Source organism: Paenibacillus sp. sgz302148 (assembly GCF_056120465.1).
In genome coordinates this window covers 72144-98902 of sequence record NZ_JBVYOJ010000006.1, presented here as the reverse complement: position 1 = coordinate 98902, position 26759 = coordinate 72144, and the positions used below count along the sequence as shown (strand labels likewise).

The following is a 26759-nucleotide window of genomic DNA, read 5'->3' as shown; positions in this document are numbered from 1 at the left end:
GTCCTTTTTGTTAATATGAAATTGTTTAATAACGATTATATTCCAATAAGGTAAATTTTTAAATGTTTTATTTGACCGTCGTCCAGTGTATAAATAATGCAAACAATATGTAGAAAAGTGCAAATGTAAAAATAACGACAAACGCTTACAAAAGCTTTTCTTTTCAGGGTTATAAAAAAATCTTAGGTTGCTAACGTAATATGCGGGTGTTAAAATAGTGTAACAATTAAATTCGGCTAGACCGACAAAAAGCGATAAAAAACTATGATTATAGAAAGGTTGCATGCAATGAAACAGACAGGGTTACCTCGCAAGCAAGGTCTATATGATCCGCAGTTCGAACACGATGCCTGCGGGATGGGATTCGTTGCCAACATCAAGGGGAGACCTTCGCACGAAATCGTGCGTCAGGCGCTTACCGTGCTATGCAATCTCGATCATCGGGGCGGACAAGGCTCTGAACCGAGTACAGGGGACGGAGCGGGCATCATGCTGCAAATTCCGCACTCCTTCTTCGTGAAAGAGTGCCTTCAGTTGGATATTCAATTACCGAAAGCGGGAGAATATGGGGTAGGGATGATTTTCCTGCCGATGAACGCGGAAATTCGCGACAAGCACGAATCGATGATGGAATCGATCGTTCGCGACGAAGGGCAGACGGTACTTGGCTGGAGAACGGTTCCGACGAACGACGAGGGGCTCGGCGAGTCGGCGGTGGCGGCGCAGCCTTACGTACGTCAGCTGTTTATCGGCCGCAGCGCCGATCTAAGCGACGAATTGGCATTTGAACGGAAGCTGTACGTCATTCGCAAGCGTTCGGAGCAAGCGATTCGTTATGCCGACGTGGAAGGTGCGGAGTCCTTCTATGTACCTAGCTTGTCATGCAAGAAGATTGTCTACAAAGGAATGCTCACGACGGAACAAGTCGATTCGTTCTACGTGGAGCTCCAAGATCCGGCGCTGGAAACGGCGATTGCGCTCGTTCACTCGCGCTTCAGCACGAATACGTTCCCAAGCTGGGAGCGCGCCCATCCGTACCGCTATGTTATCCATAACGGGGAAATTAATACTTTGCGCGGCAACGTCAACTGGATGCACGCCCGCGAGTCGCTGATCGATACCGACGTGTTCGGGGACGACATCGGCAAGATCAAGCCGATTATCGATGAGGACGGGTCCGACACGGCGATGTTCGACAATACGCTGGAGTTTCTGTACTTGTCGGGACGCCCGCTGACGCACGTCGCCATGATGATGGTGCCTGAGCCTTGGTCGAACCACGAAAGCATGGACGAGAGCAAAAAAGCGTTTTACGAATATCACAGCTGCCTGATGGAGCCGTGGGACGGACCGGCGGCGATGGCGTTCACCGACGGTACGCAAATCGGCGCGATGCTGGACCGGAACGGGCTGCGTCCCGCACGGTATTACGTCACGAAAGACGACATGATCATTCTTTCTTCCGAAGCTGGCGTTCTGCAAATTCCGGAAGAAAACATTCTATATAAGGAAAGATTGCGCCCGGGCCGGATGCTGCTCGTCGACACGGCGGAAGGACGGATCATCTCCGACGAGGAAGTGAAGGCGAAGATCGCTTCCGAGCAGCCGTACAAGCAATGGCTAGACGAGCACCTCGTCGATCTGGAGGAACTGACGGACGCGCCGGAAGTGCCGGATCCGGACCATGAGACGGTCCAGCAGCGCCAGCAGGCGTTCGGGTATACGTTCGAAGATTTGCGCAAGGTGTTCGAGCCGATGGCGCAAAGCGGCGTCGAGCCGATCGGATCGATGGGTTACGATGCGCCGCTGGCGGTATTGTCGGAACGGCCGCAGCGTTTGTTCAATTATTTCAAGCAATTGTTCGCCCAAGTGACGAACCCGCCGATCGACGCGATTCGCGAGGAAATCATTACGGCGACGGGCACGACGATCGGACCGGAGCGCAACCTGCTGAATCCGGAGCCGGAAAGCTGCCGGCAAATCCGCGTCAAAACGCCGATTCTGTCCAACGAAGAATTCGCGAAGCTGCGCCATATCCGCAGACCGGGCTTCAAGTCGATCACGATTCCGATCTTCTTCCGCGCGGCGGACGGAGCGGAAGGCATTCGCCAGGCGATCGACACGATGTGCGAAGCGGCGGACCGTCTTATTAGCAAAGGGCATAATATCATTATTTTATCCGACCGGGGACTGGATCGCGACAATGCGGCGATTCCTTCGCTGCTGGCCGTATCGAGCCTGCATCACCATCTGATCCGCCAAGGCACGCGGGCGAAAGTCAGCTTGCTGCTCGAGTCGGGCGATCCGCGCGAGGTGCACCATTTTGCGCTGCTGCTCGGCTACGGCGCGAACATCATCAACCCGTACCTGGCGTTCGAATCGCTGGACGACATGATTCATGAAGGCATGCTCGTCAACATCACGCACCAAAAAGCGGTCAAAAATTACATTAAAGCGGCAACGAAAGGCGTCGTCAAAATATTGTCGAAGATGGGCATTTCGACGATTCAAAGCTACCGCGGCGCGCAAATTTTCGAAGCGGTCGGCCTAAGCGAAGAGATCATTAACCGTTACTTCACGTGGACGCCTTCCCGTATCGGCGGTATCGGTCTCGACGTAATCGCGGAGGAAGCGCTCGCGCACCACAATCGAGCGTATTCCGACAAAGAAGGCGTCGAGCTGGCGCTGGAATCGGGCGGAGACTACTCGTGGCGCCGCGGCGGGGAAGAGCACTTGTTCAACCCGCAAACGGTTCACGCGCTGCAGCACGCAACGCGCACGAACGATTACCAGCTGTACAAGAAGTTCTCGGCGCTTGCGACCGGGGAGAACGAGAAGCACATGACGCTTCGCTCGCTGCTCAGCTTCAAGAAGGGGCAACCGGTGCCGATCGAGGAGGTTGAACCGGTCGAATCGATCGTGAAACGATTCAAAACCGGCGCGATGTCGTACGGCTCGATCAGCAAGGAGGCGCATGAAAGCCTAGCGATCGCGATGAACCGGATCGGCGGGCGCAGCAACACCGGCGAAGGCGGCGAAGATCCGTCGCGCTACACGCCGGACGCGAACGGCGATTCCCGCCGCAGCGCGATCAAGCAGGTCGCCTCGGGACGTTTCGGGGTAACGAGCAATTACTTGGTCAATGCGGACGAAATCCAGATCAAGATGGCCCAAGGCGCCAAACCGGGCGAGGGCGGACAATTGCCAGGGAAAAAAGTTTACCCTTGGATTGCCGAAGTTCGCGGTTCCACGCCGGGTGTAGGCTTGATCTCACCGCCGCCGCACCATGACATCTATTCGATCGAGGACTTGGCCGAGCTGATCCACGATCTGAAGAACGCCAACCCTCGCGCGCGCATTAACGTGAAGCTCGTATCCGAGGTCGGCGTCGGAACGATCGCCGCAGGCGTAGCCAAAGGCCGCGCCGACGTCATCCTCGTCAGCGGCTACGACGGCGGAACGGGCGCTTCGCCGATGGCGAGCATGCGTCATGCGGGGTTGCCTTGGGAGCTTGGCCTAGCCGAAGCGCACCAAACGCTGATTCTGAACAACCTGCGCGACCGTGTCGTCGTGGAGACGGACGGCAAAATTTTGACCGGCCGCGACCTGGCGATTGCAGCCTTGCTCGGCGCCGAAGAATACGGCTTCTCGACGGCTCCGCTCGTCGTTATCGGCTGCGTCATGATGCGTGTCTGCCATCTGGATACTTGCCCGGTAGGCGTCGCGACGCAAAATCCGGAGCTGCGTAAAAAATTTACAGGCGATCCGGCGCACGTTGTCAACTTCATGCGTTTCGTCGCCCAAGAAATGCGCGAGATTATGGCCGAGCTCGGCTTCCGTACGATCGAAGAAATGGTCGGCCGCACGGACCGTCTCGATACGAAGAAGGCGATCGACCATTGGAAAGCGAAAGGCGTCGATTTGGCGCCGTTGCTTCACCAACCTGAGCTTCCTGCAGGCTCCGCGCGCTACAATACGCAGACGCAGGACCACGGCCTGGAGAAATCGCTCGACATGCAGCAGCTGCTAGCAGCGGCGAAGCCTGCGCTGGAGAGCAAAGAGCAGGTGCAAGGGACGTTTGCGATCTGCAACACGAACCGCGTTGTCGGCACGATTCTTGGCAGCGAAGTTACCCGCCGCTACGGCGCGGAAGGGCTGCCTGAAGATACGATTCGTTTCCACTTCCAAGGCTCCGCGGGTCAAAGCTTCGGCGCGTTCGTGCCGAAAGGGATGACGTTGTCGCTTGAGGGCGATTCCAACGACTATGTCGGCAAAGGATTGTCCGGCGGCAAAATCATCGTGGCGCCTTCGGAGAAAGCAACGTTCAAGGCCGAAGAAAACGTCATTATCGGCAACGTCGCTTTCTACGGCGCGACGAGCGGTGAAGCATACGTGCGCGGCATTGCCGGCGAGCGCTTCTGCGTACGGAACAGCGGCGTGCGCGCCGTTGTCGAAGGCGTAGGCGACCACGGCTGCGAATATATGACGGGCGGACGCGTCGTCATTCTCGGTCAGACCGGCCGCAACTTCGCGGCAGGCATGTCCGGCGGCATCGCGTACGTGCTGGACGAAGCGGGCACGTTCGTTACGCAATGCAACCTGGAAATGGTGCTGCTGGAGCGTCTGGAGGACGAAGCGGAAATCGGCGAGCTGAAATCGATGATCGAGAAGCACGTCGGTTACACGAACAGCGAGCAGGGCAAGCGCGTTCTGAACGGCTGGGACGAGACGCTGCCGAAATTCGTGAAGGTCATTCCGAAAGACTTCAAGCGGATGAACCAGATGATCGAACGTGTGCAAAGCAAAGGCTTAAGCGGCGAGCAAGCGCTGCTGGCGGCGTTCGAAGCGAACATGAAAGAGCTGTCCCGCGTAGGCGGCAACTAAGCAACCTAAACAAAAAACCTTTAACTCCGAACCGGTCATGCGGTGAGAGTTAAAGGTTTTTTTAACGATACAGAAAGTTTAAGTTCGCTAAAGCAATAAAGCGTATGAGAATTTTCTGTACCAAGAAAAGCTTCATCTTACGCAGGGTCATTCATCGTGGAGAGGGCTCCGAATAGGAGCTTTTTTTATGTTAAATGAAGCTTAACTCGATTCGACAAAAATAGAAGAAAAAAATAGAAATTCATTCCAGAAGACGACAACATATGTAATTCTAATGTACTATAATTCATCTTGTGTCCAATGGGAGAAATAATAAGTAGAGTGAGGATCGGTATAATGGAAAATCAAGCTTTTGAACAAGAAGTTACCGGCAACTTGAAAACAGTGCTCGATATTGGTTACATCATGAATCAGTTATCGATTCGGGAAGAGAATTGGAGAATCTTCTGCGATACTTATTCAAGCGGCGACATGGAAACGCTTGCTATGCCGACAGAGGCAAAGGAGGAACGGCCGGAATAAATCGGCCTCTTTATTGCATGGCGCGTTCTGCGCGAATAAAAGCGATGAAGCGCCGCGCTTCTTCAGTCGTCAGCTTCTTACCATCAATCGTTAAACTGAATTTGTTCATAATATCGGCGTCGGACAACTCCAATTGATCGACGAATGCTCGTACATCCTGATCGAGCGTCGTCTCGGGATTGTTCGTTCTGCCGATCAAATAATCAAGTGAAACGCCGAACAAATCGGCCATTTTCGTTAAAGTTTCGAAGTCGGGTTCCCGACGATTTTTTTCATAATGGGATAATGCGGCGCGGGAAATACCTAATGAAATCGAGAGCTCCTCTTGAGTTAATCCTCTTTGATCCCTCAATTCGGCAATGCGATGTCCATATTTCATGCAGAATCCTCCTAAAAGGTTTTCATAGGAAAACCATATCGTAAGCAGCTCTTTCCATCTACTCTTACAAATTCATCATAATATGCAATTGTTCTATTTTCACTCAGTGAGACAAAATGTCGCAAATAATACGACTTTGTACGTAAAAAAAGGTTGACATGATACAGAATGTATCATAGATTTAGAGTAGGAAACGCTACTTATTGTATCATATCCTGTCCATGTTTGCAGTGCTCTAATCAAGATTTTTTAATAATCGCAAAAAAAATGTACCCATTCCCGAGTAAGAAGGTGTCCTCTTGAAACGATGGTGGAAGCTTATCGTCGCGGCGATCGTATTGATCGTATTTGGCGCGGGCGGTTATCTGTATTATATTTACGCCTCGGTCAGAACAACGGCCGACCGCATTTATGAGCCGATCCATACGACAAAGCCCGCATATCAAAGCAAGGATCAAGAGGTTAAGCCGAAAGCGCAGCCACAGCTGGAACAAGAGGGAATCCCGGCCGTCATTGCGGACAACAAGCCCTTTAACGTGCTTGTGATGGGGGTCGATCAGCGTCCCGGCGATACGGGGCGATCCGATACGATGATTTTGCTTGCGGTAAATCCTTCTCTTCATTCCATTCTCATGTTCAACATCCCCCGGGATACTCGGACCGACATTATCGGAAAAGGAACCGTCGATAAAATCAATCATGCGTACGCGTTCGGCGGCGTGGAAATGGCGGTGGGTACGGTTGAGCATTTCCTGGACTACCCGATCGACTATTACATCAAGGTGAATATGGAAGGTTTTGAAGCGATCATCGATATTTTGGGCGGGGTGGAAGTTAACAATCCGCTGGAATTTACATACGAAGGGGACACGTTCCATAAAGGACAGATTCAATTGGATGGCAAAAAGGCGCTTGCATACTCTCGAATGCGATACGATGATCCGCGGGGAGATCTGGGCCGAAATACGAGGCAGCGGGACATTATAAAAGCCGTGCTTCAGCGGGCATTAGGTTTAGGTGCTCTTACAAATTTACAGGGGATTTTGGAACAAATCAGCGCACATGTCAAAACAAACATCACCTTCGATGAAATGACGGAGTTCATCCAGTCGTACCGTCCGAAAATCGATTCGATCACCGTCGATGAAATCGCCGGGGCGGGCGAGCGCATGAACGGCATTTATTATTATATCGTCGATCCGAAGGAACGAAGCCGGGTCCACGAACGATTAAAAAAACAGATGCAGGAAGTGAACTGACAGCATGAATAGGATCGAAACGAAAATTCCGGGCGTCGTCATTCTGGAGCCCGAAGCATTCGAGGACGAGCGCGGCTTTTTTATGGAAAGCTACCGCTATGATCGTTATGCCTCCATCGGCATTGCTTGCCATTTCGTGCAAGACAATCACTCGTTGTCGGTTCAGGCCGGAACGCTGCGCGGGCTTCATTACCAGCTGCCGCCGAAGGCGCAAACGAAGCTGGTCCGTGTCGTCAGCGGAGCGATCTACGACGTGGCCGTCGACATTCGCCGCGATTCGCCGACGTTCGGGCAATGGGCAAGCGCCGTGCTAAGCGACAAAAACCGCAGGCAGCTGCTCGTTCCCCGCGGTTTTGCGCACGGGTTCTGCACGCTGGCGCCGAATACGCAAGTGATTTATAAGGTGGACGATTATTACGATGCCAATGCCGACCGCGGCATTCGTTGGGACGATCCGGAGCTTGCGATCCCGTGGCCGGTGACGGAGCCGATCCTATCGGCCAAGGATAGCCGGCATCCGCTGCTGCAAGACGCCGATTTGGACATGTTGAATTGGGACGAACGGATGAAGGGGCGATAAACTCGGGGCGGCTTACGCCGGTACCGGACAAGAAGCGGGAAGTCGGTCCGTCGCTTCCGAGGAGGAACGCTCCGATGCGTAGCTTGCCGTGATTGAAGGTTCACGGGCATAGAAGGCGAATAGCTGGCGCCGGTTAAGTACCGGTGTCAGCTTGTTGCTTAAGCAGTTTAAACCATTCAGGCGAAGAATGTTTAAGTTTTTTTCGCATATAGATAGTGGTCGGTGTTCATTCGCTCTTAATGAAATATATGAAAAAAACTATTGACATGCTACATTTCGTATCGTAAAGTAGAGATGTGATTGCTACTATATGTATCATTGGAAAGGGGATAACGTAATTGTCTCCAGACAACGGGAGAAGTTATGTCCGACTCCGGTTTACAGAATTGCCGCCGGCCATGATGTATATCGATTCCGTAAATGCTCGTGCCGTACGGACGAAACCGAGACCGGTGCTGATCCGGGATATTGGTCCGGAGGGGCTGCAATTTGTTACCGTACTGAACCTTCCCGTGAATCAGCGATACATTCTCGGCTTCGAATTCAATATGCTCGGGAGACGGCTCCGTTTTCAAGGCCATATCATTTGGAGATTAGGCGAAGAAAACCTATATGCCTATGGTTTGAAATTCACCATCAACGAGCAGCAGCGATATTCGTTGATCAGACTGTTAAACGATCTCGTTGTTCGCCTTTGTCCCGCGCAGAATAAAATCCATAAGCTATACGGCCGCATTTCTGCTCAATATTTGTTGTCGAAATACAAAAAAATCAATGAATACATACCATATCAGGAATTTTGAACATTTCGTTCATTCAACCCGGAACGTGTGAAGTTGGCGTGTTCAGGTAATGTCTACTACACCTTTATCAATGTAGGCACTCGGTCATACTGTGGGCGTCGTAAGCAGCGCCTTAGACGTACATCGTCGATGGCGTGATGTGAGGACGGGTTAGATGCCCGATATGATCTTCTTTTTAGAGAGGATGGAACATGCGGCGTTGGTTAACGGTTCGTCAGTTCCAGCTTGTTAAAAAAGAAGATTCGTAGCCTACATCATGGTATGGAGTAAAGCGATTGATCATCTGCAAGTTTCCTCGGAGGGATAATGATGAATTTAAACACGCAGCAGCCAATTGTATTGGAAATGGCCAGACCGAGAAATATAACCTATCAACGAGTCAAACGGGTCGGGGACGTCGTCTTCAGCTCATTAATTTTGGTACTCATCTCCCCGCTGCTTCTTGTCATATCGCTGCTCATTCTGCTCTTGGACGGTGGCCCGGTATTTTTCAAGCAACAGCGGGTCGGCTTGAACAATAAGCCTTTCGTTATCTGGAAATTCAGGACGATGAAACCGGCCCACAAACAAGTGGCGGCAGCTGCACAAAACGGAAGCACGTCGAATGAATATGAGGGCTGGGATAACGGGGTACCGGATAATTTTGTATTTAAATCCGGCTTTAACCCGAATGTAACCCGCCTCGGTGAATTTTTGCGGAAATACAGCCTGGATGAGCTTCCGCAATTTATTAACGTATTTAAAGGCGATATGAGCATTATCGGTCCAAGGCCGGAAGTGCCGCAAATTACCCGATACTACAACGCCATTCAGCGGCAGCGTTTGCTCGTGAAACCGGGCATTACAGGTTATGCCCAAGTGAACGGCAGATCGCTCATTCCGCACGGTGAAAAAATCAAACACGATCTCTACTATGTAAACAATAGCTCGATGTGGTTGGACTGTAAAATATTTTTGAAAACGATCGGAATGGTCCTGCTTCGAAAAGGAGCGTTCTAAGTTTATGAAAGCAAGAGATCAGAGGAGAGAAGCGATCCATATGGCAAAAGTGTTGGTTACAGGGGGAGCCGGTTTTATCGGATCCCATATCGCAGATAAGTGCATCGCCCGAGGGTACGAAACGATTATTGTGGATAACCTCTCTACCGGAAAAGAGCAACACATTAACAGGGATGCCGTGTTTTACAGGGCAGATATCCGAAGCGGGGAACTATACGAGATCATGAGGAAGGAAAAGCCGGACATTGTCATTCATCAAGCCGCACAAATCGACATCCAGCATTCGATCTCGAACCCGCATGAGGACGCGGACATTAACATTTCAGGCACCGTTAATTTGCTGAAGGCGGCCGTATCGGTTGGAGTTAAAAAATTTATTTATGCTTCTTCGGCGGCTGTATACGGTACTCCTTGTTATTTGCCTGTCGACGAGGAGCACCGGAAGTCGCCGATTTCTTTTTACGGCGTTTCCAAATTTGCGCCCGAATATTATATACACACGTTTGCAGAAATGTACCAGATGCAGTATGTAATATTACGTTATGCGAACATTTACGGCGTCCGCCAAGATCCGAAGGGTGAAGGCGGCGTCATCTCCGTCTTTATCGACCGTATTTTGCAAGGAAAACCGCTGCAAATTTATGGCGATGGCGAGCAAACACGCGATTTCGTTTATGTTGATGATGTTGCTGAAGCGAACATACAGGCAATCCATCACCCGTATAATGAAGTCGTTAATGTTGGCACGAATCGCACGACTTCCGTTAATGAGCTTGTCGGCATACTGCAGTCCGTTTCCGGCAAGCCTCTTGAAGTTGTGCATTTGCCATCGAGAACCGGAGACATCCTTCATAGCTGTTTATGCAACGAAAAAATTCGTAATACGATGTGTTGGCGGCCTGCATACTCACTCGAGGAAGGGCTAGAGCAAACGTACCGATATTATGCAGTACGGAGAAACCTTACGACAAAGGTTACGGAAGAAGTGATATTCAACTGACGAATGTTCGCCAATAAAAGAGCGAAGGAATGAAGTGCCCGATGCAACTTGCTGTTGTACCGCTAAAAGAAAAAGATGTTCATTTGATCCCCGAATTCACGAAAACGATGGTGAAGCCGGAAATATTTCCATTAACGACGTTTTCCTGCGCCGGATACCCGAGCTACCTGCATGCCGGCTTTCGCATCCCGCCTCACAGCAGGGAAACTCATTTCACCGGGGTTTATTCGGGAAATGAATGCAAAGGGTTCGCGGAATGGCGCAGATTCGACTCGACCTTGTTTTTAAACAATTTCTACCTTGACCCGGAGATCAGGAAATTCGGCATGGGTTCGCAGCTGCTTGATTGCGGTATTCAGTTTGCAAGGCAATGGAATGCCGATTCCATCATGCTTGACGTATTCGACTGGAATACGCCGGTCATGGAATGGTATGCACAAAAAGGCTTTCAGCCCGCGGAGACGATCCATTGGCATACCGGGAACAACCCTTTCGTCCTTAGAGACAATGAGGCCCATGATGAGGAACTTAGCCAATCGGACTTCTGGATCAAGGACTATGCTGCAGCGGAGGCACACCAGAAAGCATACAGCTTTTCAAGCTTTACGGCGATTACCGGGAAAGGGCGGTACTCGGTCGGGCGAATCGGGGATCACGTGTTCAGGCTAAGGATCGACTCCCCCGACCTTGATGAACAATTGCTTCAGGGATTGGCTTATCTGGACGGACACCGTTCGCTGCTCGCTTTATCGAAATCGGATCGCATTCAAGGTTTTTCTCGGGTTTGCTCCAGTATTCGAATGCAGCTATCCAGTTCCGGCTACCGTTCTTGAAGATTTTTCGGAGGGTACATATGCCTTATACAGCCGCACATCCGATTACAGCAATCGTGTTGCATCGGATATTTTACCGGAAATTGAATTTTACCGGTTTGCTATTCGGAAGTATCGCACCCGATATGGAAAATTTCATTTACATGAAGCCGGTGAATACAGCGTTTGGACATTCGTTGCAGGGATTGATTTTTCTGGGGCTGCCCATTTCCATCGGGTTATCCTTCGTATTTCATTATGGAGCGAAAAAAGGCTTTTCGGCGCACCTGCCTGCGCCTTTGAACCGGTATGCATGGCATTACGCGCAAGAGCGGTGGAAGCTATCGACGGCGAACGATTGGTTCGTATTCATAGCCTCGATCGCCATCGGCATGTTGTCCCATTTATTTCTGGACGGCTTTACTCATAATGACAACTGGATTTCCGCCCGCTTTTTTCCGCTAGTAGGCTCGATTGTACCGAATGGATGGCCGGTGAGCCGGTTTCTGCAGTATACGCTATCCGCTCTTTTTATGATCATGGAGTTCGTTTACGTGTTGTGGATACTTGCCGGAACCCGGTTAAACCGGAAGCTATTGCAGGCGCCTTACGCAACGGCTTTACGGAAGATTCAGTATTGGCTTATAGTCGCCTTTTGCATGGTATCTGTCACTTTCGTCTCTTTACTGTTCGATCATAGTCATCACGCGCGGCTGTTATTTGAAAAAATAATGGTGGCTCCCGTAACGGGAGCGTTTCTTGGCATCGTCTTGGCCTCTTATTTGTTTCGGGTGAAAGAAACAATAGGAAGCTCTTAAAAATAACGGATATCAAAAGATGGAGGATGGACATGGAGATTGATTTACTCAGTTTTCTAAGATTGCTCCGGAAGAGGCTTTGGATCATCTTGTTGTTTGTATTGGTGGCTACCGTACTTGTAGCCTTGTTCACCCGTTATTACATTCAACCGGTCTATGAGGCATCTGTGAAAATGATCGTCAACAAGGTCAACGAACGGGAAGGAAGCCCGAATCTCGACCTGGAATCGGTAAACGTGAATATCAAGCTGATCGATACCTATAAGGAAGTTATCAAATCAACGGCGATCATGGATGTTGTTGTCGGCAGACTGCCCGAGTACAATTTGAAGTCGGCTGATTTGATCAAAAATGTCAAGATCAGCTCGGTCAATGAGACCCAGGTCATGACGCTGTCGATCGAGCAGCCTTCTTACGAGCAGGCTGCAACAATCGTCAATACGATTTCGGCCGTATTTAAACAGCAGATCCCTTCAATCATGAACATCGATAACGTACTTATATTGAACGAAGCGAAGCTTACGGACAACGTTCCGATGTCGAAGCCGAATTTACAGTTGAACATCGCGGTCGGCTTCATCGTTTCCTTCGTTATCATTACGGCGATTGTCGTCTTGATCGAACACCTCGACGATACGATCAGATCTGAAGAAGACATTGAGGACGTGCTGGGCGTTCCGACGCTGGCCATGGTCGCACGATTGAACCGAAAGGACGTAAAGTCCAAGACAAAACGGAGTAAGGTTGGTGAATCGGTAAATGCTTCGCTCCATTAGCAAGTATCCGCTCCTATCGCAGTTGAACCCGAGTTCGCCGGGTTCAGAGGCTTACCGAACGCTCAGGACGAAGCTCCAGTATGCGATGTCCCGCGAAGCGGCTCGAACAATTCTCGTCACTTCCGCACAGATGAATGAAGGCAAGTCGATGACTGTCGCCAACTTGGGCATGGCTTTTGCGCTCGCGGATAAAGAAACGTTGATTATTGACGCCGACTTGCGAAATCCGACGATGCACCACATTTTTCAGAAGTCGAACCGACTCGGTCTCACTCATATTCTCGAAAATGGCTGCCAACCCTACGAAGTGATCCGGGATACGGAAATCCCACGTCTTTCTCTGATCACCTCCGGCGAATCCCCCAGCAATCCTACGGAGCTGCTTACGTCGAAAGCGGCAAACACGATGCTTGCCGAATTGAAGGACCGGTACGATGTCATTATCATTGACTCGCCGCCATTTTTGGCGGTGGCCGACGCGCAAATTTTGTCCGGTCTTTGTGACGGAACGGTGCTCGTCGTGAAATCCGGCAAGGTGAAGCGCAAAGCAATTCAAAAGGTAAAGGCCGGCCTGGAATATGCGGGAGCCCGTTTATTGGGGGCTATATTAAACGATATGAAGCGAAACGACCGGAATTATGATTACGGAAAACGATTCGGGTGAGATGATGAGTTATATGAAGAAAAAATTCGCATTGTTGGGCGTAGATATTGTATTTGTCTGGCTCAGCGCGTACCTTTCTTATTTGCTCCGCTTTGAAGGGGACATCCCGGAGCCGTATTTGCAACAATGCGCCGTCTATTTGGTCACTTCGATGCTCACCTGTACGTTCTCGATGCTATTGTTTCGGCTATACAGCCGGATATGGCAGTATGCCGGCGTAGGTGAACTTATGGAAGTCGTCAAAGCCGTTTCGATCGGCTGCGCCGTATCTTATGCAGTAACTTACTTGATTACTGACATGCGTGTGCCGTTATCGGTTATGCTGCTTTCCTTCGAAACCTTGCTGCTCGGCATCGGTGGGGTCCGTTTCGGCTGGCGGTTGTACGAGTACATGTTTCTTGGCAAACGCTCCAAGCGGAGGAAAGCGCTCATTATCGGCGCAGGGGACTTCGGAACGCTCGTTGCCAAGAAGCTGCTTGCCAATTCGAGTTCAGCCATGGCCCCGATTGCCTTTATCGACGATAACCGGGAGAAGCACAAGCAGCAGGTGTACGGAATTCCGGTTTTGGGAGGCCGCAGCCAAATCAAGGATGCGGTGATCCGGCATGAGATCGACGACATCATTATTGCCATCCCTTCCGCCAATAAAAAAGAGATTGTGCAAATTATCGACATCTGCAAGCTAACGAAGGCAAACCTAAAAATCGTACCGGGCATTAACGATTTGATTCACGGCAAAGTTTCGATCAATTCGATTCGCAATGTCGATGTCAGCGATTTGCTCGGCAGAGAGCCGGTTAAGGTCGATTTGCGAGGCATAGCCGGTTATGTTGAACGTAAATCGGTGCTTGTGACCGGGGCCGGCGGATCGATCGGATCCGAGCTGTGCCGGCAAATCGCTACGTTCCGCCCGAAGAAGTTATTGCTGCTCGGGCACGGTGAAAACAGCATCTATTCGATCGAGATGGAGCTGCGCCGGCGGTTTACGGATTTGCCGCTCGAATCGATCATCGCCGATGTGCAGGATATACAGCGGATGGAAGATACGTTTCGGCGGCATCTGCCCGAGGTTGTGTTTCATGCTGCGGCCCATAAGCACGTTCCGCTGATGGAAAGCAATCCGGCGGAAGCGGTCAAAAATAATGTGCTCGGCACAAAGCATGTTGCCGACTGCTCGCATCAATTCGGGGCCGAACGGTTCGTGCTTATTTCCACCGATAAAGCGGTCAATCCGACGAGCGTTATGGGGGCGACCAAACGGATTGCAGAAATGTATATTCAAAGCCTCGACCGCGACAGCCAAACGAAGTTCGTCGCCGTCCGCTTCGGTAACGTGCTGGAAAGCAGAGGAAGCGTAATTCCGCGCTTTAAGGAGCAAATTGCGGCAGGAGGGCCCGTAACGGTAACCCATCCGGAGATGATTCGATATTTTATGACCATACCCGAAGCGGTACAACTGGTCATTCAAGCCGGCTCGTTTGCGGAAGGCGGCGAGGTATTCGTGCTCGATATGGGCAAACCGGTAAAAATTATGAGCTTGGCGGTGGATTTGATTCGATTATCGGGATTCGAGCCCTATAAGGAAATCGATATCGCCATTACCGGCATCCGGCCGGGAGAGAAGCTGTATGAGGAGCTGCTGACGAATGAGGAAGGCTTAACCTCCACCAGGCACGACCGGATATTTATCGGCCAACCGACGAATATTAACCCGCACGAGCTCGATTTTTCCATTAAGAAGCTAGAGAAAGTAATCGGGGAAGACAACGAAGTCATTCGCGAAATGCTCAAACATATCGTACCCACCTACCAAAACGTATCTAAATCAAATTCATGTACCCATGTCAGAGGAGAGATTGTGAGATGAAGTTTGCCATTATCGGATGCGGTCATATCGCGCACAAGCATGCGGAGGCGATCGCAACGGCGGATGGGGCGGTTTTGCACGCCGTCTATGATACAAATTGTATCAATGCGGAGCGATTTTCTCAAAAATACGGCTGTCTCGTTTATGGCGATTTGGATGAGCTGCTTCACGATCCGCAGATCGACATTGTGAACATTTGCACGCCAACCGGGCTGCATGCGCCGTTAACGATAAAAGCCGCTCATGCGGGAAAACACGTCATCGTCGAAAAACCGATCGCACTGACGCTGGCGGATGCGGATGCCATGATTGAGGCATGCAGCACAAGCGGCGTCAAGCTGGCTGTTGTGCATCCGAACCGTTTTCGCCCGGCCGTTATGGCTCTGAAGCAAGCGATTGACGAAGGAAAGTTCGGCAAATTAAGCCATATCAATGCGACGGTACGCTGGAACCGGGATCAGTCTTATTATGACCAGGCGGCTTGGCGGGGGACGAAAGCGATGGACGGCGGCGTGCTGATGAACCAGGCCATCCACAATCTGGACCTGATGCTCTGGTTAGGCGGGCCTGTACGAGAAGTGCAAGCCTATACGGCAACGCGTTTCCGCCAAATTGAAGCGGAGGACATTGCCGTTGCCGTCGTGCGCTTCGAAAGCGGCGCACTCGGCGTCGTTGAAGCCGCAGCGACGGTTTATCCGCGAAATTTGGAAGAGACGATCAGCGTTTTCGGCGAAACCGGAACGGCTGCAATCGGAGGGCCTACTGCGAATTGGATTCGCCATTGGACGTTCGAATCAATGCCGCAGGAGCAGGCGGAACAACTGATCGGCAGCATCGAGGCGGATCCTTTCGGCATGCCGGGGCACCATCATATCGTAAGGGACATGATCGATGCCGTCAGAAACGACCGCAGGCCGGTCGTTTCCGGAGAAGACGGAAAACATGCACTGGTGCTCGCGCTTTCCGTTTATGAAGCGGCCGAAAAGCGAGAGCAGCCCAACTCCGTATCAGCCGGATAATTCCGTGATCAATAAAACAAGGGAAGGAAGATTTGGAATCATGAATTTAGCCGTAAAGGATGTTAAGGAACAGCATTTTAGGAAAGTCCCTTTGCTCGATGCGGTCAAGCAATACGAAACGATCAAGGATGAGATCGGCGAAGCCGTCCGTCAGGTGCTGGAAAGCGGGAATTACATAATGGGGCCGGCCGTCAAACAATTTGAAGATGCGGTTGCCGCTTATTGCAACGTCGACCATGCCATTGGCCTGGCGAACGGGACCGATGCGTTGGTACTCACGCTCGATGCGCTGGGGATCGGGCCTGGAGACGAAGTGATAACGACGCCGTTTACGTTTTTCGCTTCGGCGGAAGCCGTCTCGCAGCTCGGAGCAACACCGGTATTCGTCGATATCCGGCCGGATTGCTACAACATTGACGCATCCAAGCTGGAAGCGGCGATTACGCCGCGAACGAAAGCGATTATCCCTGTACATATTTTCGGGCAACCGGCCGAGATGGACGAGTTGCTTGCTATTGCGCATAAGCATGGCTTGTATGTGATTGAAGACGCCTGCCAGGCGATGGGTTCCTCTTATGGAAACCGGGCTGCCGGCTCCATCGGAACGGCGGGATGCTTTTCCTTTTTTCCGACCAAAAACCTGGGCGGCTACGGTGACGGAGGCATGGTCATCACGAATAACGCAGCGCTTGCGCAAAAAATCAGGCAGCTGCGAGTTCACGGGAGCAACCCGAAATATTACCACTCGATGATCGGCTATAACAGCCGCCTCGATGCGCTGCAAGCGGCGATGCTGCATGTAAAGCTGCCGCATCTCGATGAATGGAACCGGAAGCGGCGCGAGAAAGCCGCGATCTATAACGAAGCGCTGCGGCATTTGCCGCTGCGGCTGCCGGTCGAGCAGGACAACCGGTATGCGATCTACCATTTGTACATCATTCAGACGGACGTCCGCAAGGAACTGATGGCGTATCTGGAGGAGCACGGCGTTGCTTCCGGCATTTATTATCCGGTACCGCTCCATCTGCAGGAGGTTTACAGCGGCCTTGGATATGCGCCGGGCGACTTGCCGGAAGCGGAGAAAGCGGCGCTCGGCACGATGGCGCTGCCGTTATATCCGGAAATGTCACTGGAGGATCAGCAGTATGTGATTGAAGTTGTGCAAACATTTTTTAGTGAAAGAAGGTTGAATTCATGAGCCCAATGAGTGCAGCGGGTACCGCTGTTATATCCTCCTCCCCCTACGCGGAGCAGTTGATCGATAAGCTTAACACGAAAAAAGCGGTCATCGGTGTCGTCGGACTCGGGTACGTCGGCCTTCCGCTTGCCGTAGAAAAGGCGAAAGCCGGGTTTCGCGTCATCGGCTTCGATGTCCAGGCGAATAAAGTGGACATGGTCAACCAAGGCATCAATTACATCGGCGACGTCGTGGATGACGACTTAAGCCGGATGGTCAAGGAAAAGCGCGTGCATGCAACGGCCGACTACGCTTTTATCCATGAAGTGGATGCGGTGGCGATCTGCGTGCCGACGCCGCTGGACATTTACCAGCAGCCGGACACGAGTTACGTCGAATATTCCGTCAAACAAATCGCCCGTTTCCTGCATCCCGGCATGCTCGTTGTGCTCGAAAGCACGACATATCCGGGAACGACGGAGGAATTGGTGAAGCCCATATTAGAGGAGACCGGCTTAAAGTGCGGCGTCGATTTTTTCCTCGCGTATTCGCCGGAGCGCGTTGATCCGGGCAACAAGCATTTCAGTACGAAAAATACGCCTAAAGTCGTCGGCGGCATTACGCCGGAATGCACCCGTATCGCTTCGACGATGTACAGGGCGGTGCTCGAAGGGGAAGTGTATGAAGTCGGAAGTCCGGCCGTCGCGGAGATGGAAAAAATTTTCGAGAACACGTTCCGCAACATCAATATCGCTTTGGCCAACGAAATGGCGATCTTATGCAACCGGATGGGCATCAACGTATGGGAAGTGATCGATGCGGCGAAGACGAAGCCTTACGGATTTATGGCTTTTTATCCGGGCCCGGGACTCGGCGGACATTGCATCCCGATTGACCCGTTCTACTTGACCTGGAAAGCGCGGGAATACAACTATCATACCCGCTTGATCGAGCTGGCGGGTGAGATCAATAACAGCATGCCGGAATTTGTCGGCGAGCGCATCGGACATATCTTAAACGAAGAGCGGAAACCGTTGAAAGGATCAACCGTTTATCTGCTAGGCATGGCCTATAAAAAGGATATCGACGATTACCGCGAGTCCCCGGTCCAAAAAATCGTGGAATGGCTTGAGAAAAAAGGCGCAAATGTCATGTACAGCGATCCTTACGTTCCTACGTGCCGCGATCATGCGACCGGCAAATTTTACGAGGCCGTTCCTTTGACCCGAAGCAACCTGGAGGAGGCGGACATTGTGGTCATTACGACAGATCATTCCAACTTTGATTACGAGCTGATCCGCACGGCAAGCCCGGTTATTTTCGATACGCGCAACGCGTTGAAGGGCAAGGAAGTATCGGGAACCTATTACCGGCTGTAGAAGCGGACGGTTTTTGAAAGGAATCAAGCGATGAAGGTTGAAACCGGCTTTGCCGTTATTCGAAAATGGGGAAATGCAATCCGGCAAGAGGGTTTTGTCAAAAAAGTTCTCGTGCTCGCCGGCGGAACCACGTTCGCGCAAGGGATACTCGTGCTGTTCTCGCCTATATTGACACGCCTTTATTCCCCGGAAGATTTTGGGGTATTGGCGGTATATGTATCCATCGTCGCCATATTGGCCGTCATCGCTTCGCTTCGTTATGAGATCGCCATTCCGCTGCCGGAGACAGAGGAGGCCGCCGTTAACCTAACGGTGCTCTCGCTTCTCATTGTGATCGGGATGAGCCTGACGATTGGCGTCGGGATGTGGCTGTTCGGAGCGCCGGTCGTTACATTCCTGCAAGCGCCGTCCTTAACCCGGTATTTATGGCTGCTTCCCGTGAGCTTATTCGGCATCGGAGTATACCAGGTGTTGAACTATTGGGCGCTGAGACGCAAAAACTATGCAGCCATCGCAAGGACGAAAATCAATCAGAGCATCGGCCAGCTCGTCATCCAATTGGGGCTCGGCTGGCTCAGCTTCGGCAAGTCGGGCCTATTGCTCGGCGATGTGGCAGGACGTATCGGCGGGAGCGGAAGTTTGCTCTCGCTGCTATGGAAAGAAGGGAAGACGCACCTGCAGGCGGTGAACCTAAGCTCGATCCGCCACTATGCGTACATATACCGGAAGTTCCCTCTGATCTCCAGCTGGTCGGCGTTATTCAACGGGATTGGCTTTCAAATCGTGCCGCTTCTGATCACGATGCTGTACGGGGTTCATGTGGCCGGCTGGTTCATGCTCAGCCAACGGGTCATCGGGGCCCCTCTAGGCCTGATCGGCAATGCGGTCTCGCAAGTTTATACCGGGGAAGGGGCGAGACTCGCCCGTGAAAATCCGGCCGAGCTGAACCGGCTGTTTTATCGGACGGTCATCCAATTGCTGAAAGTAGGGCTGATCCCCTTCGCCGTCGTAACGGCATTAGGCCCATGGCTGTTCGAATGGATATTCGGTGCCATATGGCGCGAAGCCGGAAGCTACGTGCAAGTGATGGGCATCATGTATCTCGTACAATTTATCGTCGTTCCGTTATCGCATACACTCAACATTCTGGAACGGCAGAACTGGCAATTATATTGGGATATCGGAAGGCTTGGCCTGATGGGCGGCGGACTGCTGCTCGCGCAATATTTCGGCCTGCCGGCCTGGTATGCGATTTGTATTTATTCGGTACTGATGACCGTTGCCTATGTCCTGCTCTTATTGTTATCCGGCGCAGCGATTCGCCAGAGCATGAGAGTCAAGGTAAACCAATAACGATGGGGAGTCATTTATGGTTTCTGAAGCCATTCGTGCAAGAGCGCTGCCTTCAGCGCGCGGGGAATTCAAGCTATCGGTCAAGCAAGGTCCGCTGTCGCATCTGTTCTCTTTCGAAGCCTGCTTTGTCCTGTTTTTGTTCGCCGGACAGTTCAAATCGGATCCGAGGTTTTCCTGGATACCGATTGATTTGACCCTGCTCCTGTTCGGACTCACGCTGATGACCGCCTTCTATATTTTGCTGAATCGAGGGTTTCGGATACATCGTGGTTCCTTGCCTGTCGTGCTAGCTGCCATCGCTTTTGTCTCCTATCTCATGGTAAGCCTATTATGGACCCCAAGCAAAGTTTATGCGTTGAGTAAAACAACCGATGTTTCCACGACGGTGTTATGGTCGCTGATCGCGAGCTCCTTGATCATCGCTTGTGACCCCCAGCGGATACGGCGGTTTCTTGTCGCTATGTTTGCTTTTTCGTGCTGGTTTGCCATCGAAACGACGGTCGTATACATTCAGACGGGCGGCGTTTTCGACAGGGTGATGGGCGGCGATTATTTGGGTGTAGGCCGGGTCATGGGTCTCGGTTTTTTGGTTGTGCTGGCTTACCTTCTGTTTTATGCGCGGGGCATATGGATGAAAGCCGCAACTATAGGTGTTCTCGGTTATTTTATGTTTATTTTGCTCATTTCCGGGGGGCGCGGGCCGCTGATTGCGACCGTTCTGGGAGCGATGGTGCCGATCGTATTCGCCGTAAGGCTTGTACCGAAGGGCATTCGAATTAAAAAATACGTCTTTATTCTCTTCATTCTCATTGCCGCAGGGGCGCTGGCAGTTGTATATCTGATGAACTCCGGCGAGATGACGCAAACGTTGGAGCGGCTGCTGCTGTTGTTCGGCGACGGCAACGATATGGGAAAATCGGCAAATGAACGCGCATTGTATTACGAGGGCTCATTCGGTTATTGGGCGCAGCAGCCGATATTCGGCAACGGGATCGGCGCATGGCCGGTCATAAGCGGCTTCGGCGATATCGTCTATTACCCTCATAATATCTTTCTGGAAATTCTAGTTGAACTTGGACTTGTCGGAACGGTGCTGTTTGTCGGTTTGCTGGTCATCGCGCTGAAATCCGCCCTACCGATCCGCAAGCTGTATGAGGATCATCGAAACCTTGTTTTTCTCATGTTATTCGTGAATTACTTTTTTAACGCCCAGGTAACCGGAGATTTGCACGACAACAAATTTTTATTCGCGATTCTGGGTATGCTTCCGTATTTGGCCATATCGCGGGAAACCGGCGTTAAACCGCAGCTGGAAAGGAGTTAGAACATTGGAAAACCAGTCGACCGCCGTATGCATATTAACCTCCGTGCATACGTTGTACGACCCGAGAATTTTCTACAAGCAAGCCGACAGTCTCGTTCGCGCCGGTTACCGGGTATCGCTTGTTGTGCAAAGCGAAAGGGAGGAAGAATACGAACTGAACGGCATTCGCATCATTCCCTTGAAAAAACCGAAAAACCGCTTCGCCCGTCTGCTCGGTACGGCATGGCAGGTTTGGCGGAAAGCGGTGAGACAACAAGCGGACGTGTATCATTTTCACGATCCGGAGCTGATGCTTGTTGGACTTCTTCTGCGCATGCGGGGCCGGAAAGTGATTTACGACATTCACGAAGACGTATCGCGGCAGATCAAGAGCAAGGAATGGGTTCCGCTCCGCCATGCCGTCAGTTTTTTGTACCGATGCTTGGAAATGGCGTTCTGCCGGTTTTTCCCGCTGGTGCTGGCTGAAGCTTCTTACGAGAAGCGGTATCCCGAGAAGTGGAAGAAAGTCGTCGTTCAAAATTTCCCCAGGCTGGACATTTTCCCGAAACCGGAAACGGCGGAGGTTCGGGATGGAGCTTCTCCGATCGCTACGGAGTGCCCCGTACCGATCGTATACCTAGGTGGCGTCACGAGGCTAAGAGGCATGAACGTGACGCTGGAAGCGCTTGGACTGCTTAAACGGCAAGGAAGAGCATTTCATTTCGACTGCATCGGTCCGATTACCGAAACCTACATGCAAGAACTGACTGAGCTTAGCAGAAGACTCGGCATCGAGGAACACGTCACGTTTCACGGACGCATGAAGGCGACGGACGCTTACCGGATCGTGTCCGGGGCGGCGATCGGACTCGCCGTATTGCAGCCGAATCCGAACTACTTCGAATCGTTTCCGACGAAAATGTTCGAATATATGGCGCTTGGCGTTCCGGTCATCACGTCGCATTTTCCGCTATACGAACGGACGATTCGCGGTGCGGACTGCGGTTTGACGGTCAACCCGGAAAGTCCGGAGGATGTAGCCAAAGCGATCGGAACCATTATGGATCATCCCGAGGAAGGCCGGCGCATGGGTGCAAAAGGCAGGGAAGCCGTCGAATCGACGTACAACTGGGCCGTTGAAGAGCGAAAGCTGCTCGGATTATACCGGGACATGCTGCAAAAAAACTATATCGAAGGTGTGAGTTGATGTGAGAAACGGGTATGCCGAAAGAGGCGTGACGACGGGCTGCAATGCGGTGATCGGCGAAGGCGTGACGTTCGGCGAACATGTGACGATCGGACACAACGTTGTCATTTATGAAGGAACGATCATCGGCGACCATGTGACGATCCAAGATAACGTCGTCATCGGCAAGCAGCCGACCAGAGCGAAGCATTCGATTCTCCAAGAGAGCGCAAAGCTGCCGCCTGCAATCGTTGGCAGCGGCTGCACGATTTCGACGGGAGCGGTTGTTTACGCCGGGTCGACGCTCGGCAGCGACGTATTTGTCGCCGATCTGGCTACGATCCGGGAGCGGGTTGTCGTCGGCGACAGCACGATTGTCGGCCGGGGCGCGGCGATCGAAAACGACTGCAGCATCGGCAGCCGCTGCAAGCTGGAAACGAACTGTTACATTTGCGCCTATTCGACGCTCGGCAATTCCGTATTTATCGCGCCTTGCGTTGTAACGAGCAACGATAACTACATGTCGCGGACGAAGGAGCGTTTCGGCAAGTTCAAAGGGATCACGGTCAAAGACGGAGGCAGAATCGGCGCTAACGCCATCACATTGCCCGGCAGAGTCATCGGGGAGGACGGGACGGTTGCCGCAGGAAGCGTAGTAACGCGGGATGTGCCGGCTGAAGAGCTGGTGGCGGGCGTTCCGGCCAGAAAATTGCGCGACGTTCCGTCAGAACAATTGCTTCGCAACCAGTAGCCATCATTGCATATTCGGGGAGAGGATCGCATGTCAATCCGTGTTTGGATATTCAATCATTACGCCGTTGCCCCTGGCACGAGCGGAGGGACTCGTCATTTCGATTTTGCCAAGGAACTGACGAAAACATACGGGCACCAAGTTACGATATTCGCATCTTCCTTCGACCATCAGACGCGGCAGGAAAAGCGGATCAAGGACGGCAAAAAAACGTTGGAAGAAACGTATGACGGGGTGAAATTCGTTTGGATCAAAACGACCCCCTACCGTAAAAACGATTGGCGCCGTGTGCTGAATATGCTCAGCTATACGTTTCGCTCCTATTTTAACGGTAAAAAGCAACCCGAAGCACCCGATGTCATCATCGGTTCCTTGATGCATCCGTTTGCCGCTTTGCTCGGTTTTTTGCTGGCTCGGAAAAAGGGCTGCAAGTTTTATTTCGAGGAGCGGGATTTGTGGCCGCAGTCGTTGATCGATCTTGGCAAAGTGTCCGAAAAAAACCCGGTCGTCTGGATTTTGGCCAAGCTGGAGAAGTTTCTGTATCGAAAGGCCGACCGGATCATCGTTTTGTTCGATAAAGCGGTGCAATACGTGGAGCAAAAAGGCATTGCTTCGGAGAAAGTCGTTTATTTGCCGAACGGCGTCGATTTGATCCGCCACGATCAGAGCCGGAAGGAGCTCCCTGCCGAGATGGAATCGTTTTTCGAAAGCCATGCGGACAAATTTATCGCGATGTATACGGGAACCCACGGCATGGCGAACTATTTGGATGCGTTGCTCGATTCGGCCAAACTGCTGCAGTCCCGTCATAACACGGACGTTCACTTCCTGCTTGTGGGGGACGGGCCGGAAAAAGTCCGCTTGCAGAAACGGAAGGATGAGGAACGGATCGACAATGTGACTTTTATGTCGCCGGTCGTCAAGGAAATGGTTCCGGCCTTGCTGGAAAGAGCGAGTGTCGGCTTGCTTCCGCTACAGGACTCGCCTGTGTTCAAATGGGGAATCAGCCCGAACAAGCTGTTCGATTACATGGCAGCCTCCTTGCCGGTCATTCTTTTATGCAATCTGGAAGGGTCGCCGGTTGAATATGCCGATGGCGGAGCGGTCATTAAGGACAACTTCAGCATCAACCTGGCGAACAAACTGGAGGAATTCGCCGCCGATCCGGCCCAAGCCGCGCTGAAAGGGCTGAACGGTCGCCGGTATGTGGAGAAGCATCATAGCTGGGATCGGCTGTCCGGACAAATGGCGGAAGTTTTGGAACAGGACATATACCGTAAAGAGAAACAATATATTTATGTGAATGGGTGAGCGTATTGAAGAAAATTGTAACGGTCGTCGGCGCCCGGCCCCAATTCGTGAAAGCGGCGGCGGTATCGGATGTCATGCGAACCGGATTCAAGGAAATATTGGTCGACACCGGGCAGCATTACGATTATAAGATGTCCGGCGTATTTTTCGAGGAACTGCAAATTCCAAAGCCGGATTATCAATTGGGCGTTGGGTCGGGGACCCATGCCTATCAGACCGGAACGATGCTGATCGGGCTCGAGAACATTATGATGCAGGAATCGCCCGATGCCGTGCTCGTATACGGCGATACGAATTCCACGCTTGCGGCTGCGATGGCCGCCGCCAAGCTGCACATTCCGTTATTTCATGTCGAGGCTGGACTGCGCAGCTACAACAAGCGGATGCCGGAGGAAATCAATCGCGTGATGGCTGATCACACTTCGGCGCTGCTGTTCGCCCCCACGGAAACGGCAGTCGACAATTTACGGCTGGAGGGGCTGACGGAGGGCGTGTTCCAGGTCGGCGACGTCATGTACGACGCGGTATTGAAATATATGGACATGGCGGAGCGGAAGCACGACTTGATGAGCTTTGGCGTACACGCTCAAAGTTATTATTTGGCAACGATCCACCGGGCCGAAAATACGGACAATCGCGATCGTTTGCAGGCGATCGTTGAGGGACTGGCCCAAATGAAGGCTCCGGTCATCATGCCGATCCATCCGCGAACGCGCAAGCAGCTGGAACAATACGGCTTGTACGAACGGCTTGCGGATACGCGCAACATTCAAATGATCGAACCGGTCACGTACCTGGAAATGCTGCTGCTGGAAAAACATGCGAAAGGAATCGTTACCGATTCCGGGGGCGTACAGAAGGAGGCATATTTTGCCGGCGTTCCTTGCTTTACGCTGCGGGACGAAACGGAATGGACGGAAACCGTCCGGCTTGGCTGGAACCGGTTGATTAATCCGCTTACGGAACCTTTGAAGGACGCGATCGATTCGTTCCGGGTACCGGCCGACAGGCCGCAAGTGTACGGGGACGGGGATACGGCGGCGAATATTGTCGGGCATATGCTCGCCTGGTTCGGATTGCCGTCGATCAGGAGGGTGTCATGATCAAGGCCATCACAAATCGAATCTATTCCGACTTTTTCCTCCCGTCAAGGCTGGATGAGTACAAGTCGCTGCTCAAGCTCGCGATTGAGCGGGGGTACGAAATGCATTCGATCCGTTCGTTCTGGAAGCTGATCCGGGAAGAAGGCGTCCGCGGGGATCAACGTTATTTCATCAGCAGACACGACATTGATACGGATGTGACCGTGGCCCGCTGTATGTGGGATATCGAGCGGGAACTTGGCGTCCCCGCTTCTTATTATTTTCGTTTGTCTACCCTGGATGTTGACCTGATGCGGGATATTGACCGGAACGGCAGCGAAGCCAGCTACCATTACGAGGAGATTGCCACAATGGCAAAGCAACACGGGTATAAGACGAAAGAAGCGGTTGACCGGAATATCGATGCGATTCGAGAAACGTTTGCCGCCAACTTGCGGAAGCTGAGGCAACAGACCGGCCTACCTCTGGAGATCGTCGCGTCTCATGGCGATTTTGTCAACCGGAAGCTGGATTTATCCAACCATTATTTGCTGCAGGACATGAAGCTGCGGGAAGAGCTGAGCATTGAGCTGGAAGTGTATGACCAGCCGTTTATGAAATACGTCACGAGCCGGCATTCCGACAGCTTGTATCCGCGGTTTTATAAGCCGAATTCGCCGTTTGACGCAGTGGAAAGCGGCGAGAAGGTCATCTATTTCTTATCGCATCCGCGCCACTGGCGAGCGAACCCAAAAGAAAATTTGGTCGATAACGTGAACCGGATGGTGGAAGGCGTTCGGTATCGTTTACATGTTTGACTTACGGATAAGAAACG

At 52.0% G+C, this 26759-nt stretch carries 23 protein-coding genes; 22 read left to right on the top strand and 1 reads right to left on the bottom strand.

The genetic code is table 11. From position 1 onward, the window contains the following. The first annotated feature begins 288 nt into the window (after window positions 1-288). Together gltB and AC0LWM_RS10715 are read left to right on the top strand one after the other, a co-directional pair. Window positions 289-4884: a glutamate synthase large subunit gene (gene gltB / locus AC0LWM_RS10720; RefSeq protein WP_474674925.1), complete on the top strand. Its 4596-nt coding sequence runs from the start codon at window positions 289-291 to the stop codon at window positions 4882-4884. Between the two features lie 336 nt (window positions 4885-5220). Beyond that, window positions 5221-5406, top strand: a complete 186-nt coding sequence (locus tag AC0LWM_RS10715; protein ID WP_474674924.1) for a hypothetical protein — start codon at window positions 5221-5223, stop codon at window positions 5404-5406. 10 nt (window positions 5407-5416) lie between these two features. Here AC0LWM_RS10715 and AC0LWM_RS10710 read toward each other — a convergent pair whose 3' ends face one another. Next, on the bottom strand, window positions 5417-5785 hold the full coding sequence (locus tag AC0LWM_RS10710; protein ID WP_474674923.1) for a helix-turn-helix domain-containing protein: 369 nt from the start codon (window positions 5783-5785) through the stop codon (window positions 5417-5419). A 299-nt stretch (window positions 5786-6084) separates the two neighbouring features. On the opposite strand from AC0LWM_RS10710, the gene AC0LWM_RS10705 reads away from it, so the two are divergent. The 20 genes from AC0LWM_RS10705 to AC0LWM_RS10610 all read left to right on the top strand — a co-directional run bounded on the left by AC0LWM_RS10705 (window position 6085) and on the right by AC0LWM_RS10610 (window position 26742). Further along, window positions 6085-7044, top strand: coding sequence for an LCP family glycopolymer transferase (locus tag AC0LWM_RS10705; protein ID WP_474674922.1), 960 nt, complete (start codon window positions 6085-6087; stop codon window positions 7042-7044). Window positions 7045-7048: 4 nt separating this feature from the next. Beyond that, entirely contained in the window at window positions 7049-7624 is a 576-nt protein-coding gene (gene rfbC / locus AC0LWM_RS10700) for a dTDP-4-dehydrorhamnose 3,5-epimerase (protein ID WP_474674921.1), read from the top strand. A gap of 338 nt (window positions 7625-7962) precedes the next feature. After that, window positions 7963-8427 (top strand): PilZ domain-containing protein, encoded by a 465-nt coding sequence (locus AC0LWM_RS10695; RefSeq protein WP_474674920.1) that lies wholly within the window; start codon window positions 7963-7965, stop codon window positions 8425-8427. A 309-nt stretch (window positions 8428-8736) separates the two neighbouring features. Further along, window positions 8737-9426 carry a sugar transferase gene (locus AC0LWM_RS10690; RefSeq protein ID WP_474674919.1) on the top strand — a complete coding sequence of 230 codons (690 nt, stop codon included), beginning with the start codon at window positions 8737-8739 and terminating at the stop codon, window positions 9424-9426. A 4-nt stretch (window positions 9427-9430) separates the two neighbouring features. Next, complete coding sequence (locus tag AC0LWM_RS10685) at window positions 9431-10426, top strand: NAD-dependent epimerase/dehydratase family protein (protein ID WP_474674918.1); 996 nt, start codon at window positions 9431-9433, stop codon at window positions 10424-10426. A gap of 41 nt (window positions 10427-10467) precedes the next feature. Next, window positions 10468-11259, top strand: a complete 792-nt coding sequence (locus tag AC0LWM_RS10680; protein ID WP_474674917.1) for a GNAT family N-acetyltransferase — start codon at window positions 10468-10470, stop codon at window positions 11257-11259. Between the two features lie 20 nt (window positions 11260-11279). Continuing rightward, entirely contained in the window at window positions 11280-12056 is a 777-nt protein-coding gene (locus AC0LWM_RS10675) for a DUF4184 family protein (protein ID WP_474674916.1), read from the top strand. A gap of 32 nt (window positions 12057-12088) precedes the next feature. Beyond that, window positions 12089-12832, top strand: a complete 744-nt coding sequence (locus AC0LWM_RS10670; protein WP_474674915.1) for a YveK family protein — start codon at window positions 12089-12091, stop codon at window positions 12830-12832. Beyond that, the gene (locus AC0LWM_RS10665) at window positions 12816-13496 is read left to right on the top strand and encodes a CpsD/CapB family tyrosine-protein kinase (RefSeq protein ID WP_474674914.1); all 681 of its coding nucleotides are present in this window, start codon (window positions 12816-12818) and stop codon (window positions 13494-13496) included. The genes AC0LWM_RS10670 and AC0LWM_RS10665 overlap by 17 nt, the downstream gene beginning before the upstream one ends. 4 nt (window positions 13497-13500) lie before the next feature. Further along, window positions 13501-15363: a polysaccharide biosynthesis protein gene (locus tag AC0LWM_RS10660; RefSeq protein WP_474674913.1), complete on the top strand. Its 1863-nt coding sequence runs from the start codon at window positions 13501-13503 to the stop codon at window positions 15361-15363. Further along, window positions 15360-16382 carry a Gfo/Idh/MocA family protein gene (locus AC0LWM_RS10655; RefSeq protein WP_474674912.1) on the top strand — a complete coding sequence of 341 codons (1023 nt, stop codon included), beginning with the start codon at window positions 15360-15362 and terminating at the stop codon, window positions 16380-16382. Before AC0LWM_RS10660 ends, AC0LWM_RS10655 begins: the two co-directional genes overlap by 4 nt. Window positions 16383-16422: 40 nt before the next feature. After that, on the top strand, window positions 16423-17580 hold the full coding sequence (locus tag AC0LWM_RS10650; protein ID WP_474674911.1) for a DegT/DnrJ/EryC1/StrS family aminotransferase: 1158 nt from the start codon (window positions 16423-16425) through the stop codon (window positions 17578-17580). Continuing rightward, window positions 17577-18938 carry a nucleotide sugar dehydrogenase gene (locus AC0LWM_RS10645; RefSeq protein ID WP_474674910.1) on the top strand — a complete coding sequence of 454 codons (1362 nt, stop codon included), beginning with the start codon at window positions 17577-17579 and terminating at the stop codon, window positions 18936-18938. Before AC0LWM_RS10650 ends, AC0LWM_RS10645 begins: the two co-directional genes overlap by 4 nt. A 30-nt stretch (window positions 18939-18968) precedes the next feature. After that, window positions 18969-20291 carry a lipopolysaccharide biosynthesis protein gene (locus tag AC0LWM_RS10640; RefSeq protein WP_474674909.1) on the top strand — a complete coding sequence of 441 codons (1323 nt, stop codon included), beginning with the start codon at window positions 18969-18971 and terminating at the stop codon, window positions 20289-20291. A 16-nt stretch (window positions 20292-20307) separates the two neighbouring features. Then, window positions 20308-21615 (top strand): O-antigen ligase family protein, encoded by a 1308-nt coding sequence (locus AC0LWM_RS10635; RefSeq protein WP_474674908.1) that lies wholly within the window; start codon window positions 20308-20310, stop codon window positions 21613-21615. 4 nt (window positions 21616-21619) lie between these two features. Next, complete coding sequence (locus AC0LWM_RS10630) at window positions 21620-22801, top strand: glycosyltransferase family 4 protein (protein WP_474674907.1); 1182 nt, start codon at window positions 21620-21622, stop codon at window positions 22799-22801. Between the two features lies 1 nt (window position 22802). Next, window positions 22803-23531, top strand: a complete 729-nt coding sequence (locus AC0LWM_RS10625; RefSeq protein ID WP_474674906.1) for an acyltransferase — start codon at window positions 22803-22805, stop codon at window positions 23529-23531. 30 nt (window positions 23532-23561) lie between these two features. Further along, on the top strand, window positions 23562-24842 hold the full coding sequence (locus tag AC0LWM_RS10620; RefSeq protein ID WP_474674905.1) for a glycosyltransferase family 4 protein: 1281 nt from the start codon (window positions 23562-23564) through the stop codon (window positions 24840-24842). A 5-nt stretch (window positions 24843-24847) separates the two neighbouring features. Then, complete coding sequence (wecB, locus tag AC0LWM_RS10615) at window positions 24848-25945, top strand: non-hydrolyzing UDP-N-acetylglucosamine 2-epimerase (RefSeq protein ID WP_474674904.1); 1098 nt, start codon at window positions 24848-24850, stop codon at window positions 25943-25945. Beyond that, window positions 25942-26742, top strand: coding sequence for a hypothetical protein (locus tag AC0LWM_RS10610; RefSeq protein ID WP_474674903.1), 801 nt, complete (start codon window positions 25942-25944; stop codon window positions 26740-26742). The genes wecB and AC0LWM_RS10610 overlap by 4 nt, the downstream gene beginning before the upstream one ends. Window positions 26743-26759 lie beyond the last annotated feature (17 nt).

Bases quoted from the DNA above. Each gene is read 5' to 3' on its own strand.
- gltB (WP_474674925.1), top strand. From the start codon at position 289: ATGAAACAGACAGGGTTACCTCGCAAGCAAGGTCTATATGATCCGCAG.
- AC0LWM_RS10715 (WP_474674924.1), top strand. From the start codon at position 5,221: ATGGAAAATCAAGCTTTTGAACAAGAAGTTACCGGCAACTTGAAAACA.
- AC0LWM_RS10710 (WP_474674923.1), bottom strand. From the start codon at position 5,785: ATGAAATATGGACATCGCATTGCCGAATTGAGGGATCAAAGAGGATTA.
- rfbC (WP_474674921.1), top strand. From the start codon at position 7,049: ATGAATAGGATCGAAACGAAAATTCCGGGCGTCGTCATTCTGGAGCCC.
- AC0LWM_RS10690 (WP_474674919.1), top strand. From the start codon at position 8,737: ATGAATTTAAACACGCAGCAGCCAATTGTATTGGAAATGGCCAGACCG.
- AC0LWM_RS10685 (WP_474674918.1), top strand. From the start codon at position 9,431: ATGAAAGCAAGAGATCAGAGGAGAGAAGCGATCCATATGGCAAAAGTG.
- AC0LWM_RS10680 (WP_474674917.1), top strand. From the start codon at position 10,468: ATGCAACTTGCTGTTGTACCGCTAAAAGAAAAAGATGTTCATTTGATC.
- AC0LWM_RS10675 (WP_474674916.1), top strand. From the start codon at position 11,280: ATGCCTTATACAGCCGCACATCCGATTACAGCAATCGTGTTGCATCGG.
- AC0LWM_RS10670 (WP_474674915.1), top strand. From the start codon at position 12,089: ATGGAGATTGATTTACTCAGTTTTCTAAGATTGCTCCGGAAGAGGCTT.
- AC0LWM_RS10665 (WP_474674914.1), top strand. From the start codon at position 12,816: ATGCTTCGCTCCATTAGCAAGTATCCGCTCCTATCGCAGTTGAACCCG.
- AC0LWM_RS10660 (WP_474674913.1), top strand. From the start codon at position 13,501: ATGAGTTATATGAAGAAAAAATTCGCATTGTTGGGCGTAGATATTGTA.
- AC0LWM_RS10655 (WP_474674912.1), top strand. From the start codon at position 15,360: ATGAAGTTTGCCATTATCGGATGCGGTCATATCGCGCACAAGCATGCG.
- AC0LWM_RS10650 (WP_474674911.1), top strand. From the start codon at position 16,423: ATGAATTTAGCCGTAAAGGATGTTAAGGAACAGCATTTTAGGAAAGTC.
- AC0LWM_RS10645 (WP_474674910.1), top strand. From the start codon at position 17,577: ATGAGCCCAATGAGTGCAGCGGGTACCGCTGTTATATCCTCCTCCCCC.
- AC0LWM_RS10640 (WP_474674909.1), top strand. From the start codon at position 18,969: ATGAAGGTTGAAACCGGCTTTGCCGTTATTCGAAAATGGGGAAATGCA.
- AC0LWM_RS10635 (WP_474674908.1), top strand. From the start codon at position 20,308: ATGGTTTCTGAAGCCATTCGTGCAAGAGCGCTGCCTTCAGCGCGCGGG.
- AC0LWM_RS10620 (WP_474674905.1), top strand. From the start codon at position 23,562: ATGTCAATCCGTGTTTGGATATTCAATCATTACGCCGTTGCCCCTGGC.
- AC0LWM_RS10610 (WP_474674903.1), top strand. From the start codon at position 25,942: ATGATCAAGGCCATCACAAATCGAATCTATTCCGACTTTTTCCTCCCG.